Below are 15471 nucleotides of genomic sequence, written 5' to 3' on the forward strand. Positions count from 1 at the left end.
TTTGACTCCCTTTTATTTAGGTTTTTATACCTCTTGATTATTGAAAAAGGGAGTCAAAGAGAACCGTCCCCACTGACTCCTCATATCAATTTAGTTCAAAGGAAATCAGTTTAAACCTTCCGCACCCTTCATACCCAAGGTATATCGCTTCCTTGCCGGAGAGCCCCGGCGGGAGCTGGCCTCTGTAGTCGCATACAGAGTTTCTTGCGCCGGAGAATACCGGGATTTTCAGGAGTGCATCTCCGTTTTCCGAAGTTCGCACCGTGATATATCCCTTTCCTTTTCCGGCCATCTTAACCGCAATTTCCCTTGTTTTCGAAAGATCAAAGTATTTAAACCCGGCGGTGGCACCATCGCAGAAGTTGGCGATGTACTGATCATCTCCGCCTTCTCTGTCGCCGCCGTCCTGTGTCAGATAGGGAGTGTTACCCTTTCTGTGCTTTATCATGGACAAAAATCTGGTGCCGTCCTTGCCGTAGAGATTACATACAATGTGGGAAGGATAAATCCCTACGCCCGCAAGCGCCCCATGCTTAAAGCCCATGCTGGTCATCTCCGCCTGATAAAACTTTCCATTCTCAAACCTGATCTCTTCAGCGCAGGCCTGTCTCGATGACTGCTTTCTGTTCGTCTGTCTATGGTAAAAGACAAAGTACCTTTCACCGATCTTTATCAGACTCCCATGGGTATTTCCCGTATTGTTCCTTGCGCTCTTTACATCAGAAATTCCCGACAGTCCGATATCGCCGTTGGAAACCAGAACTCCTCCAAAAGAAAATCCTCCTGTCGGAGAGTCTGAAACAGCATAGCACAGCTCATGACTGTTTAAAGAACTGTAGATAAAATAATACTTTCCGTCAAACTTCCTCATGGAACTTGCTTCCAGAAAAAGATGCCCCTCATATCCTTTTTTGTCGCCGTCTTCTCTGGCGCCGACTCCTATATAGACAGGTCCTGACTTTACAGTCAGCATATCCGAGGTATCAATCTCGAAACACATAGGTCCTTTATCTGTCGGCTTATTTCCCATAAGCAGCAGGGGATTATCATTCTGTGCAAAACCGACGTACATATAGAGTTTTCCGTCATCATCAAGAATAACTCCCGGATCAAACATAAAGGGTTCGCCCTTAAAGCCCACCGGCACATCATCCGCATATTTCACATCGCCGTAATACTCATACTTTCCGGCAGGAGTATCGCAGACTGCCACCGAAATCTTTTTTGTTCCGCCCATGAAATAGTAGAGGTAGAATCTGCCGTCCGGCCCCTGAACCATATCCGGCGCTGCCAGTCCAAATAACACCTTAGGTGGCCTGGCGCTTGGATCCTGCTGCCTTTTGTATATAACTCCCTCATATCGCCAATCCGACAGATCATCTACGGGTGCTGACCAGCAGACATAATCTCCCAGACAAAAAGAGATTCCGTTAAAAAGATCATGCGACCCGTAAATATACACTCTGTCACCGACAATATGTGGTTCTGCATCCGGAACATATTCCCAACTTGGAAGATATGGATTGCTCATAATTATTTGATAGGAACCCAGATTCCCTGTGCTTCAGCCTTCTCAACGATCTTAGGTGTATCGCCTTCCATGAATCCTGTCTTGTCCTCTGTAACCTTGCCGTTATCAAGAACAGCAACCTGCTCGTCGCCATAGAAGTTGCAGTGTACTTCGTACTTCTTGCCGTCTGATGATCTTGAAACTGTTGCAACGAACTGTGCTCCGATATCTGTGATCTCATAGTCAACAAGTGTGTAATCCTGGTACTCTGAGTTAGGATCATACTCTGCTGTAAGTCCAAGTCCGTCAAGAGCTGCCTGTGCCTCGGCCTTAGCCTCTGCTGATACTCCTGCTGATGAGCCTGATCCGCAAGCTGTAAGAGCTGCTACTGCAAGTGTTGCTGCCATAACTACTGATAAGATTTTCTTTTTCATTTTTAATACCTCTCCTTAATTTTTGTTTTTTATAGTTAACTGCAAAGATTATGCCTCTGCCTCGTTCTGGGGCATGAAGGAAGCAACAATAGCCACCACCATAGATGCCGCCATAAGAGCGCCTGATATAATAAGTGCAATTACCGTACTGATATCATCAAGTCCTGAAACCACGTATCCAAGCTGGTTTACCATTGGGTTTACCGCCCAGATAACTGCTGTTGCTGACAAAAAAGCTATAACCGCGGGAGCAAGAGTTGTAACCACTCCGACCTTACCCACATATGCTGCTGCGGAAACTGCAGCTGCTGCCAATAAGAGAACAAACACTATAGGAAGCTTGTACATAACACCTATATAGACAACGCAGGCAGCCAGCGCCAGTATTCCTGCAATTATTGTAAAGAACGCACCTCTCTTTTTACCCTGCTTCATCACTCATTCTCCTTTCTTCCTTCTCTTACTCCAAGGAAAGCAAACAGTGCTGTAAGAATTCCTGTTACGATAGCCACTCCTCCAAGCAGCATCTGATACCAGGTGAGTACGTGCTGAATCTTGGTTGTCTTGCTGATTCCGTTCATGGCATTGGAGCTTGCCAGGTTGTACATCCAGTACTTAAGGCTGTACTTCATCATCTGCTGGAACTGTGTATCCTTGGCGATCTTACTTTTTGAAGCTGCCATGGTTCCGATAACTGAGCTGTCATAAGCAGAAGTTGTAAGACAGTTTCCACCGCCTGCTGCAGTGATGTCTCTCCAGTTCATGTACTCTGTTCCGTTGATCATGTCGGTGTTGTACCAACCTGTATATCCCCATTCATTTCTTGCGATATTGACAAGAAGGTTCTTAAAGGCACCAACATAAACTGTTCCTGCACGGTTGAAGGCTGTCATTATTCCCTGGCAGCTGTTTGAAGACATTACCAGCTGGAAGCATCTAAGCTCATTCTCTCTTGCAGCCTGCTCTGTCATGAAGGTTGATACGCCGGATCTGTTGGACTCCTGATGGTTGAAAGCAAAGTGCTTGGGCTCCATCTGGTTTCCCTTCTCCTCACCACCAACGCATACTGAAGTACCGATAAGTGATGTGAGCATTGGATCTTCTGAGTAGTACTCGTGGTTTCTTGCACAGTAAGGTGTTCTGTGAAGATTCATGCCGGGGGCAAAGAGTGAACTCTCATTTGACCAAAGTGCATCTTCTCCGAAAAGAAGTCCTTCCTGATAAGCAAGTTCTGTGTTAAATGTTGCTGCAACGACAGGATCTGTAGGCATTGTAGCCATTGTGTAGGTTGCCTTGTCATCCTTTGTTGTTGTATAAGTAGCCTCTCCTGAATTGGAGGTTGACCATCTGTAGGTATAATCAGCAACCTGATCGCCTGTATAACCTATAGGGCCGTCATTTGCATAAGTTCTGCTAAGGAGGATTGAATCGACATTTTCTACATCGTCTCCGCCTTTTTCTATGAACTGAATTGCTTCATCCAAAGTGATCTGATCAATGAGCTGATCCCAGGCCGGGTCATCAAGGTCTTTTACCCCTGCATAATTGCCGCTCTCATCAAGGTTGATCATGTCGAGGATTGTAAGTCCGTTATCTGCTCCCCATACTACGCCGTCGCCGTTAGCTGTAAGTTCGTAGTTGGAGTTATTAAGGCCTGTCATCATTGCCTCTACAGGAGTGATGGAATCTACTGTTGTCCAGCCCTTTGTCCAGTCAGCTCTTGTAGTGTACTCTACAGTTCCGGGAATGAGATTGTTGATATCCATATCCTGGAGCTGGTTCTCAACATTTGCTGAATAGGTTGTTGTATCTGTAGCACCGAGGTTCCACTTGATGGCATTGTCTGCTGAAATAACTTCATCCTCATCAATGCTTACAAGTCCGTCTGCGCTTCCTGTTTTCTTGGCAAGCACATTGTTGATTGCCTCATGTGCGCCGTTTCCGATTGCGAAGTAATAATCGCCTGCTTCAAGCACCCATGCTCCCTCTGTTCCGAGAGAATTTGCACTTGTCTCGTCATAGCTTGCAAGGTATGATGCGTCAAAAGAGATTTCTACAGTCTCGCTCTCTCCGGGATTAAGCTTCTCTGTCTTGCCGATTCCGATCAGCTGGATAGCTGACTTCTCAAGGCCGCCCTCTGTATAAGGAGCCTGAACATAGAGCTGAACTGCAGATTTTCCGGCTACTGATCCGGTATTCTTTACAGTTACTTTTGCAGTGCTTTCTCCGCCGATCTCGACGTTTACACTCTCAAGTTTCTGCTCAAAGGTTGTGTATGAAAGGCCGTAGCCAAAAGAGTAGCTGACTTCGTTTTCGTAGTTCCAGGCCCTTCCGTTTGATGATCCCTCTTTTGCAGTGGCATTGCCCTGACCAAGGATCTCATCCTCATATCTTGTCTCGTAGTATTTGTATCCGTTGTAAATGCCCTCGCCCTCAACAACAAACCAATCTGACTTGTTGTTTGAATCCATGGCACCTGATTCCTTTGAAGTTGATGCATTTGTGTAATTGTAAACACCAAAGTTGACCATGGCAGGTGAAGATGTTGAATCTACAGCGTAGGTATCAACAAGGTGTCCTGAAGGATTCTCGACGCCGGTAAGTACATCCACCACTCCAAGGAAACCGTATGCTCCGGGATCTCCTGTCCACACAATAGCGTCGATATCGCTGTCATTTTTCAGATCTTCAATCTCGATAGGATTGGATGTGTTGAGCATCACAATAACCTTGGTGCTGTGAGCCTTGGCATTTTCAATCATAGCCTTCTCATAGGTTGAAAGAGCCAGTGGCACATCATAGGTATCTCCGTCGCCATCGGGAGATTTCATTGTAGTTGAATAATCTGCTGCCTCTGAACTTCCTCTGGAGATGAAGCAGATGGCAACTGTGTTATCTGCTGATGAAAGAACTGAAGATGTGTAATATGAAGGATCCATCTCTCCAATTCCATATACCGAAGGACTCTCGTAAATAGGTCCAAAGCTGGGCTGGATGACTCTCTTACCACTTGCCTGTGCAGACTCTGAATTGTAGAGATCTGTCATCTCGGTGTTGACAGAGATTCCTTTTTCCTCAAGTGCTTCGAGGATTCCGTAGGACTTCTGTCCTGCATCGGCATTAACCGTAACAGATGATCCGATCATTCCGCCAAGAACCGGATTTACGCTGTTCATTCCCCAAACTGTAACCTTGTCTGTGGTCTTAATGGGAAGCGCACTGTCTGTGTTCTTTAAAAGAACTGTTCCCTCAGCTCCGATCTGCTGAGCCAGTGCCTCTTTTGCCTCTACAACCTCTGCAAGTGTAGAGTAGGATGACTTGAAATAATCAGTATCCTGAGTTCCGTCACCGGTCTCAACCAGCTTTATGTTTGTTGTTCCAAGACGAGAGTTAATGAATGCTGCATTGGCATTAACTATAGCTACACCGCCGATAGCGATGGTCATAAGTGATGCTGTTATTGCACTAAAACCTCTCCATTTTCTGTATGAATGTTTCCCTTTCATACGTCCCTCCTTTATTTTGAAAGAAATTCTTTTCTCGATTGTCATGTTACTCTATAAAAACCGATCGTGATCATCATCTGCGTCATCTGCACATTTTTGAGCATGAACGGAAACCTTTGTGCAAATTCTTATGAAAGTCCCTTCCTCTTTTTGATCTCTTCCTGCTCCTTCTTAAGGTTCTTTTCCACGGTAAATGCAAGAATCAGAAGTGCGCAGATACCGTAGCAGATTGTCTCGATCCAAATGTAGGAAACAGATAGTGCCATCCTGGCGGACTGACTTTGAACTCCCTCTCCGAAAACCAGCATCTGGTCAAAGCCGAAGGCTGAAAGCAGTGCGTTAAGTATCGCTGATCCGATGGGAGTTGCTGCAACCATAAGCGATGAATAGATTGACATCGTAAGACCATCCGTCCTGAAGCCTGTCTTGTACTCGATGTGGTCGATGACATCAGCCAGCATCGCAAGGATCAGATAGCAGGCCGGGGATGACCCGAAGCACTTAAGTCCTACACCAATGCCTACCATTACGAGGTTTTCAGGGAAAAGACCTGCCAGAACTCCTCCCAGAAAACCGATAACCAGGAAGATAAATGTGGTCTTTGCTTTTCCGATCTTAGAAGCCAGGGGCATTACCACAACCACCGCCACTGCCATAGGAACTGCTCCTGCGATGGAAAGGATTGTCTGGGCGATTCCCCAGTCACCTCCCACAAGGTCAAGGCTTACGACCCACTCACAGAACTGGGTCATTGCTCCGTTTTTGATGGCGCCTGACCACTGGAAGAGCATGTAGAAAATTATGATGATCCACCACCATTTTTCGCTTGTCACTGCTTTTAGCTGCTCAGCCATAGACACGGTTTTTGCCGAAAGCTCTTTTCCCTTATCTGCTGCATGAAGATCCTCTTCAGTGACTCTCTCTCTTGTGAACTTGTACTGAAGGATGATCGTCAGTGCGGTAATGATGGCGACAAAGATCATTATCATCAGCCATCTGCTCTGGTCATTCTTTAGAATGTTGGATGCCAGGATCGGGAATACCATGGATCCTGTTCCCATAACTCCGAGGCCTGCGATGTTACTAAGGGAAGCTAAGGCGCTTCGCTGCTGCCCGTTTCTTGTTGATACAGGAACCATTGTTGCGTTGGCTGTGTTGTAGATCGGATATGCCACTGAGTAGTAGAGATTGTAAGCCACCGCTATCCAGATCAGTTTGAGCGTCCCATGCGCCGGTACGATAAACATGAGTATCGATGCGATTGAGAGCGTGGCTGCCGAGAGAAGTATCCAGGGTCTTGCCTTTCCGGCCAGGACTCTTGTCTTTTCAATGAGCTGTCCCACCACCAGGTTTGCAATTATGATAAATATGGTTGAAACCAGTGGAAGCACCGTCAGGAACTTGTTCGACATTCCCAGCACTTCGTTAAGATATTTCTGAAGCATGCTGGTAAAAATCCCGGATGACAAAAGTGCGCCAAAGGGGCCTATAAGATATCCCAGGAGCATCTCGGGCATCCTTACGTCATCTGACTTTATGGCGCTTTTTAAAAGCGGATTTGACCAAATGTTTTTGTTCATTTCGCGTTACTCCTTTTCCATGTTTATATCCTAGCAAAAAATATATTGGAAAAACTCTTGTCTGCGGAAACGGTAGATTTTTGTCGTGAACTGCAATTTTCGATTATAATTAGTTTATGGAGGAAAAGACATGTTACGACTGGCGATAGTTGATGACGACGCAGGATACAGAAAAGAGATAAGAGCGCTTCTTAAACAATATGAAGACGAATACGCAGAGCAGTTTCAGATCTCTGAATATTCAGATGGCGATGAACTTTTGGAGGGTTACAAGCCCGAGCTTGATATTATCCTCTTGGATATCGAGATGGAATTTGTTGATGGTATGACGGCAGCCACAAAGATAAGAGAAGTTGATCAGGATGTGCTTATCATCTTTATCACCAACATGCCTCAGTATGCCATCAGCGGCTATCAGGTGGGCGCTCTTGACTACATTCTAAAGCCGCTTAGCTACTATGCTTTTTCGCAGACCATGAAAAGAGCTATCGGCCGCAGAAAGACCAGCGAAAAGAAATACATTGTAGCCGGTGAGCGTGGCATTAAGCAAAAGATAGATGCCTCCGAGATTCTTTATGTCGAGGTCATAAATCACGACCTTATCTTCCATACAAAACACGGGAACATAAATGCAAAAGGCACCATGAAAGAGACCATGAAGGAACTGGAGGGGCTTAACTTTTTCCAGTGCAACAAGGGATATCTTGTAAATCTTGAATTTGTGGATGCCATTACCGGAAATGATGTAAAAGTAGGCGATGACCTGTTGCAGGTTTCAAGGGCCAAGAAGAAGCCTCTTATTGACGCCCTCAACGAATATATGAGAAAGATGGGACACTGAAATGGATATAAAATTCCGTCTGATTTCAGAGCTTGGAAACACCCCCGGAGCATGGTATGCTGTGGGCTATTTTTTCTCGGCTCTCTTTTTTCTTCACTTTAATCACAATACAAAAAAGGGACTTCGCAAATGGCCTGTGCTCATTGCACTGGGAATATTTCTTTTGGCTTTCATGCACCTTACAACCGGGTGCTATGGACTATACTTTGTCTTTGTCATGACCATTGTGGGGCTAACCATCTTTATGATCTTCCACCACTGCCTTGAGGGTGATTTTTGCAAAAAAGCTTATTACTCCGTAAGGTCTTTTATGCTGGGAGAATTCATGGCATCCCTCGGCTGGCAAATATACTACTTCGGTGTTAAAAACAGAGGTGTTAAGTATGATCTGCTGCACATGTGCATTTCAATGATCACGGTCTATGTCATAATTTTCGGTATTGGTATTCTTTTGGAAAATAGAAATGCCACTCGCAACAGGGAACTCATTATTGGGAAACGTGAACTCCTTATGGTTGTCATCGTCATGCTCATTCTCTACAGCATAAGTAATCTCTCTTATGTTGTCGTTGGCACGCCATTTACCACCCAGAACACACTTGAACTTTTCATGATAAGAACAGTCATCGACTTCATGGCAGTATCTCTTTTGTATCTTTATCACGAGCTTATGCTTCAGACTGTTGAGAGGATCGAAGCCGAGACCCTAAAGAGCATGTATGAGATGCAGTACAGTCAGTACCAGATCCAGGAAGAGAACATGGCTTTAGTAAATCAGAAATACCACGACTTAAAGCATCAGATCCTGGCTCTGAAAGCCGGCTCCTCCGAGGAAAATCAGGAGTACCTCGACCAGATGCTCGATGAGATAAGACACTATGAAACCAGCTATCAGACCGGCAACAAAGTCCTTGATACCATCCTTACGTCAGAGGCCATGAAGTGTCAGGCAAGAGGAATTGAACTCACCTGCGTTGCCGACGGTTCCATACTTTCATTTATGAATCCCATGGATGTCAGTTCACTTTTTGGAAACGCTTTAGATAACGCCATCGAAGGCGCAGAGAAGATCCCCGACAAGAACGAGAGACTGATTCACTTAACTGTCGATAAGCAAAAGAGCTTCGTGAGGATCTTTGTAGAAAACAGATATATCGGCAAGATCAGATTCAGACACAATCTGCCTCTTACCAGCAAAGCCGACACCAACTTCCACGGCTTTGGAATAAAGAGCATGAAGAGCATCGCAGAGAAATACGGAGGCTCAATCGTAGCCGTCGCAGAGGACGGCTGGTTCAAGCTCTCCATCCTCATCCCCTCCCAAAATTAATGAGCCCCGGGAATGAGCCCCGGGGACGGAGTCAGTGGCTCATTTTTTTGAGCCCTAGGGACGGAGTCAAGGGCTCATTTTTTTGAGCCCTGGGGACGGAGTCAATGGCTCATTTTTACAAATTTTCGTCAAGGAATATCTTAAGCCCGGAAAGCTCTTCATCGGAGTACATGATATCTCCTGCATGGCCGGAGCCTTCTACGACTCTGTAAAAGACATTTCCCTCTCCCACAAGCTCTTTTACAGTATCATAAAATCTCTCGGACTGAAGAATCGGAACCGTGATATCGCAGTCTCCATGGGCGATCCAGAACTTCACGCCAAAGTCTTTAGAGATATTTTCTGCCACATAAGTGTAGATGTCACTATAGGCTTTCTCTTCCTCGCTCATTTGAGACGTTTCTTTTCTCTGCCAGAAAGATTCCACATCCGAATACCCTTCCATAACATCTGTATGAAGCCATGAGTTGGCTATATTCACAACGAACTTCGGAACACCCAGCGTCTTCCAGTCATCACTCTTGTCGGTAAGTTCAACCGCTCCGTAGTAATCAACGCAGATATCAACCTTCGCCGATAACTTCTCGCCGGTCCTCTCCTCGTACTCTTTCTGCCCGATGTATTCAACATCCATGAACTCATTGTCATTTGTAACCGATGCAGCCACTGCAAGATAGCCTCCTGCCGACTCTCCCCATATTGCAATGTGCTCTGCATCATACCCATACTCATCGGCATGAGCCTTAAGGAACCTGACTGCTGCCTTGACATCGCATAGAGCGCCCGGGAAAGGCTCCTCCTGAGCCAGTCTGTAGTTGATGGTCGCGCAGGCATATCCGTTGTCCCTGAAGTACCTGTACATGAGCTGCGCCTGCCTTGACTGGGAATCGTTGAAAATAAAACCGCCGCCGTGAACCAGCACAAACAGATGTGGTGCTTCTTCGTTTATGGCAGTGTTCGGCACGTATAGATCCAGGTACTGAGATTGTGAATCCAGGGCGTATGGGACCTTTATATAGCTCTTTCCACCGCTCCATTCCGTGCTCTCATCCATATCGATATGCATGGCCGTCATGTTTTTTATCACCATGTGCGCAGCACTTCTGTATGCAAAAAGAACTGACGCAATAGACAAAAGAAGTACTGCCGTAATTATCAAAATCCGTGAATTCTTATTCTTTCTCATCATCTCTCCCTCAAAATGAGCCATTGACTCCGTCCCTAGGGCTCAAAAGTGAGCCACTGACTCCGTCCCTGGAGCTCATTTTGCAGGTGAAGGTGTGGTGGCCGTTTTCCAGGGGGTGGATGCTTCCGTCAGGAAGGATAAGCTGGCAGGTGCTGCCGACCGGGACGTGAACTTCTATGGAAAAGACATCTCCGCTTATCTTCCAGGTGCTATCGATCTCTCCGTATGGCGTACTTACCTTTCCGGAAGCAGAGGTGATTCCGCCGCCGATAACGGGTTTTATCCTAAAGCTTTTATACCCGGCAGTCACAGCCTCTATACCTGCAACTCTCCTGTAGAGGAAATCTCCCACTGCGCCGGAGGCATAGTGGTTGTAAGATATCATGGTCTCTGTCCCGTCATCTCCGATGGGGCAGTTTCCGCTCTCATCAAGGCCATCCCATCTCTCCCAGATGGTGGTGGCGCCCATCTTTACCTCGTAGAGCCAGGAAGGGCACTGAGTATTTGTCAGCATCTTAAAGGCTTCATCCTCATGGCCGTTATCAGCAAGCGCAAAAAGAATGTATGGCGTTCCGGGAAAACCTGTGCCGATCTTGTAGTCATTCTTTCTTACAAGCTCTGCCAGATTGTCTGCGGCATTTGATTTCTCTTTTCCCTTAAACATACCAAAGTAAATAGGAAGAACATAAGCCGTTTGGAACTCTTCCTTAAGCTTTCCATTTCCATCGGTAAGATATTTCCTGTAGGCATCCGCCGCATTTTCCGAAACCTTCTTATAAAGAGCTTCATCCTCGCTCTTTCCAAGGATCCCTGCAATTTCAGACAGAAGGCGGGAAGTGTTCGAAAGACTTGCAGTCGCCGTCCACTTCGATCTCTTCTGCCACTGACTCATCTTAGGAACATCCGGCGCAACCCAGTCTCCGAAGTGAAGGACAGACATGGTATTCCAGAGATGCCTTCTCTTTCCGAAGCTAAGAAATCCAGCCCAGAACCTGCAGGCATTCACATATTTTTTCATCATCTCATAGTTATCTGAAAGTATCTTTTCATCCCCATCCGCCATGTACTGGGCATAGGGAACAAGGACTGAAGCATCTCCCCAGAAATCCACAGCAATAACAGGCATTGTCACAGGGAAACCGTAGCCCTGAGATGGTATGGTATTGGGAATTCCGCCGGTGGCTCTTTGCTCTGCGCGCATGTCTTTAAGCCACTTTTTAAGAAATCTTCCGCAGTCATAATTGTAAACAGCAGTATTTGCAAAAAGAGCTATATCTCCCGTCCAGCCCATCCTTTCATCTCTCTGTGGGCAGTCCGTGGGGATGTCGACAAAGTTGGATTTTGCTCCCCATCTGATATTTTCCTGGAGACGGTTTATCATTTCGTTAGAGCAGGTAAAAGAGCCATTGTCTTTTACATCAGAATACAGCGCCCTTGCAGTTACCTTGATCTTGTCAGCACTGATCCCTTTAACGCTGACATAACGAAATCCCATGTAAGTAAAAGATGGGCAGTATTCCTGGTGACCATCTTTGCATATATATCTGATCCTTGCCTTGGCTGAGCGCAGAAAGTCCGTATTAAGCTTTCCATCGGGATGGAGAACCTCGGCATGTTTTACCTCTATCTCCTCTCCCTTTCTGCCGTCAATTTCAAGATGTACAAGACCTGCAAAGTTCTGCCCAAAGTCGTAGATGATCTCGTCCCCGGCAGTTCTTATGCTCACTGCTTCAAAGGTTTCATGCTCTCTTACAGGAAGTCCATACTGAGCCTTAATGTTCGGAGTAAAACGCAGGTTATAAACTGATGCCTTTTTAAAAGACATTTCTCCTTCGCCTATCCTTGCGTCATATTCTTCACCGTCATAGATGTCCGCAGACAGGACAGGACCGCCCAGTGCAACCTCCCAGGAAGAATCTGTCGCGATCACTTCTTTTGTTCCATCCTCAAAAAGGATGTGAAGTTCGCACAGAAAACTCTGCTTATCCGCTGTCACCCTGTTCACTCTTGAAAAGACAAACGAGCCAACAGCCCAGCCTCCGGATAAAGTAGCCAAAAGAGTGTTAGTCTCTTTTAACATGTCTGTGACATCGTAGGTCTGATACTGAAGATTGGTCTTGTAGGAGGTAAATCCGGGAGTCAGGAAATCTTCTCCAACTTTACTTCCATTGAGGTCGAGCCTGTACATTCCAATGGCTGTGGAATAGATCACAGCTTTGCTTACTTTTTTATCAGTCTCAAACTTCTTTCTAAAGACCATGACTTTGGGAGATATCTTTTTCTCCGTAAAGACATAATCTCCGTCAGTAATAAACTGTCCGCTCCACGGATCATGCATCTTGCCTGTTGCAAAAGATATGCTCTTTTCTGCTATGTCTCCGTTATCTGCCTCGGCTATGAGCTTTGCAGTGTGCTCACGCATTGCGCTAAGCCCGGGTCCATCGTAGGTATAGCTATTGCCGGATAAGATCTCTTTTTCATAATCTCCGATCACGAGCTTCTGGGATACGATAGTCGTTCCATTTCTGTCACTATCATAGTTCCAGGCAAAGACAGGATTTTCATTGTCTGTAACACAGCCTCTATCAAGTTCTTCAACTGTAAACTTTTTTATCTGTAACATCTTTGTTTTTCCTTATGCTGTAACAGGTATCTCGCAGGTATATTCTTTGCCGTCTGACCCTGTAGCTGTAATGGTTACCTTGTCGGTATCACCCGCTCTTACTATCGCGAGCATTTCTCCGTAGTAGGTAAAGGTCTCATCTTTTAAGTATCCATCAGGATTGTAGGGGCATCCGTTTCCGAGAGCCACCAGCTCTCCTCCTGATACGCTCACCTTGATCCTGTCTTTTTCCATGGGTTTCCAGATGCCATTGGAATCAGTATATGTGAGTCTTACATAGGAAAGGTGGCCTTTTTGAACGCTGTCTTTTTCAGGCTTTATGGTAAGCTGCCTGTCATCCTTTGCAGTTGTAAGCTCATCTCTTCCAATCTCGTGGCCGTTCTTATCATAGGAGATTGCCACAATCTGACCATTTTTGTAAGGAGTCTTAAAGCGGAAGATGCAGTCTTTTCCTTTCTTTCTTCCGACTGAAACTCCGTTTACAAAGAGCTCAACATCCTCGGCTCTTGCATAAACTTCGACACTTGCTTCATATCCTTCGCAGCCTCTGTAGGACCAGCTTCTGATGGCATCTGAGAGTTTCCATGCGGAAGGTGAATGCTTACCTTTCTGATATACAGGCTTAGCTGCGATGATAGGGCCTTTCTCTCTGTCAAAGGCTACCCTTGTATAATATGCTTCACCAATCTCTTTTCCCGTGATATCAAGTCTTCCTGAACCGGCGGTGAGCCAGCCTGCCTGGTCGCAATCTGCAGGCGCGTAATCCTCATACTCCCAGGAACCGATTCCTGCTTCTCCGATGTAATCCTGTCCTGCCCAGACAAAGTCTCCGATTACGCCGGGATGTCTTTTTGCAAATTCATAGAACTTGTAGGCGTCCTTGCAGAAGGTCTCGCTTCCAAGGATCAGTCTTTCGGGGTATTTCTTAAGGTCTTTTCTGTATCTGAGAATTCCGTAGTTATAGCCTGCAATGTCCATATTGGCGTAGGCATCTCTGGTCTTTACGTCGCATGGATAGATGGTCGCGCCCATCTTCATGAAGGTATCGCCCAAGAGTCCCGCCATCTGATTGTAGAATTCACTGCCCACGGCCTTCTTTTTCTTTGCGCCGTTCTTTGCGTCTTTTTCCGCCTTCTCATCGCTATAGATTCCCATTCCCATGGAGAAGAGGAAGTTGAAAAAGATATTTACGCCGCAGCTGACAGCTCTGGAATCATCGAGATTGTGGAGGAGGTCCGTCATGTCTTTTGTCAGCTTGATGCCTCTCTCCTGGCCGGTCTCAGCAACTTCGTTTCCTGTTGAGTACATGATAACGCTCGGATGGTTGTAGTCCTTATCAACCATGGACTTAAGGTCTTCTCTGTAGTTCTTCTCCATAAGAGTTGCGTAGTCGTACTTGTTCTTGTGGATGTACCACATATCAACGTACTCGTCCATCATGTACATCCCGTACTTGTCGCAGGCATCGAGCAGATACTTGGAGCAGGGATTGTGAGCGCTTCTGATCGCATTGTAGCCCCACTTCTTAAGAAGTCTTACTCTTCTCTCCTCTGCGTCAGGATCCGTCACTGCACCAAGGAGCTGGTTGTCCGAATGAATGCATGCACCTCTTAAAAGGATGCGCTTTCCGTTTACCCGCATTCCGTGCTCTCTGTCCCAGGTAAGGCTTCTGATACCGAAGGTCACTTCTTCGATGTCTTCTTTATATTTTACTTTGAGGGTGTAGAGCGCAGGATTCTTGGCGCTCCATAAAAGGACATCTTCAAGTCCTACATTTACTTCTTCACATGTCTTTGCTGCTCCGCTGGTGATCACATCGCCGTCCTTTGAAAGGATTGCAAACTCTACAGCGCCGGGAGTTGTGGTCTCTACACTTATCCCAATAACTGCATTTCCACGGGTATAGGTCTTATCAAGAGCCTTCGTGCCAATGGTCCTTACCTTTATGCCGTTTAGCTTTATGTGATCCTTGTCTCCAACGTACATCCATACAGGTCTGTAGATTCCGGATCCAGAGTACCATCTGCTGTTGGGCTGATCTGCATTGCAGACGATAACTTTTATCTCGTTAGCATTCTCTTTTCCCTCACCAAACTTAAGATTATCCGGTGCAAAAGACCTCTCGGTGTAGCCGTAGTCCCATCTTGCCGAAAGCTTCCCGTTTATGTAGATTTCAGGTGAGTGATAAGCTCCCTCAAACTCAAAGATTATATCCTTGTCAGCATACTCTTCGGGAAGGTTAAAGGTCTTTTTATACTCATAATCATGGCCCTCAAAGTAGCCAAGATTGTGTATTCCCGGGTTATCTATGCTCCTCTTCTCGCACAGCATTGCATCATGCGGAAGCGTTATTTCCTTGTAAGTATCTTCCACATCAGCTCTTTTATATGTCCAGTTCTTTCCAAAATCAATCTTCTGCATCTTCATATCCTTTCTGAAATGAGCCCTAGGGACGGAGTCA

At 46.0% G+C, this 15471-nt stretch carries 10 protein-coding genes; 2 read left to right on the plus strand and 8 right to left on the minus strand.

Features of this window, described 5'->3' with window-relative positions:
• Window positions 1-85: 85 nt before the first annotated feature.
• The 5 genes from G589_RS0106770 to G589_RS0106790 all read right to left on the minus strand — a co-directional run bounded on the left by G589_RS0106770 (window position 86) and on the right by G589_RS0106790 (window position 7030).
• Window positions 86-1531 carry a family 43 glycosylhydrolase gene (locus G589_RS0106770; RefSeq protein WP_155832508.1) on the minus strand — a complete coding sequence of 482 codons (1446 nt, stop codon included), beginning with the start codon at window positions 1529-1531 and terminating at the stop codon, window positions 86-88.
• A gap of 2 nt (window positions 1532-1533) precedes the next feature.
• A complete protein-coding gene (locus G589_RS0106775) occupies window positions 1534-1944 on the minus strand; it encodes a hypothetical protein (protein WP_026521560.1) in 411 nt (136 codons plus the stop codon).
• 48 nt (window positions 1945-1992) lie between these two features.
• Complete coding sequence (locus G589_RS0106780; protein WP_026521561.1) at window positions 1993-2379, minus strand: hypothetical protein; 387 nt, start codon at window positions 2377-2379, stop codon at window positions 1993-1995.
• A complete protein-coding gene (locus G589_RS0106785) occupies window positions 2379-5450 on the minus strand; it encodes a glycoside hydrolase family 3 C-terminal domain-containing protein (protein ID WP_051192225.1) in 3072 nt (1023 codons plus the stop codon). Before G589_RS0106785 ends, G589_RS0106780 begins: the two co-directional genes overlap by 1 nt.
• 128 nt (window positions 5451-5578) lie before the next feature.
• A complete protein-coding gene (locus G589_RS0106790; protein WP_026521563.1) occupies window positions 5579-7030 on the minus strand; it encodes an MFS transporter in 1452 nt (483 codons plus the stop codon).
• A 130-nt stretch (window positions 7031-7160) separates the two neighbouring features.
• Here G589_RS0106790 and G589_RS0106795 point away from each other — a divergent pair, with 130 nt between their 5' ends.
• A complete protein-coding gene (locus G589_RS0106795; protein ID WP_026521564.1) occupies window positions 7161-7871 on the plus strand; it encodes a LytR/AlgR family response regulator transcription factor in 711 nt (236 codons plus the stop codon).
• 1 nt (window position 7872) lies between these two features.
• The gene (locus tag G589_RS0106800) at window positions 7873-9201 is read left to right on the plus strand and encodes a GHKL domain-containing protein (RefSeq protein WP_026521565.1); all 1329 of its coding nucleotides are present in this window, start codon (window positions 7873-7875) and stop codon (window positions 9199-9201) included.
• Between the two features lie 115 nt (window positions 9202-9316).
• On the opposite strand, the gene G589_RS0106805 is transcribed toward G589_RS0106800, so the two are convergent.
• Genes G589_RS0106805 through G589_RS0106815 form a run of 3 tightly spaced genes read right to left on the minus strand, consistent with a single transcriptional unit; the run spans window position 9317 to window position 15431 of the window.
• Entirely contained in the window at window positions 9317-10411 is a 1095-nt protein-coding gene (locus G589_RS0106805) for an alpha/beta hydrolase (protein WP_026521566.1), read from the minus strand.
• Window positions 10398-13010, minus strand: coding sequence for an alpha-L-rhamnosidase (locus G589_RS19160; protein ID WP_051192226.1), 2613 nt, complete (start codon window positions 13008-13010; stop codon window positions 10398-10400). Before G589_RS19160 ends, G589_RS0106805 begins: the two co-directional genes overlap by 14 nt.
• Window positions 13011-13022: 12 nt before the next feature.
• Window positions 13023-15431 carry a glycoside hydrolase family 2 protein gene (locus G589_RS0106815; protein ID WP_026521567.1) on the minus strand — a complete coding sequence of 803 codons (2409 nt, stop codon included), beginning with the start codon at window positions 15429-15431 and terminating at the stop codon, window positions 13023-13025.
• Window positions 15432-15471: the final 40 nt, after the last annotated feature.

This window comes from Butyrivibrio sp. VCB2001, from assembly GCF_000423965.1.
Lineage (GTDB): Bacteria > Bacillota > Clostridia > Lachnospirales > Lachnospiraceae > Butyrivibrio.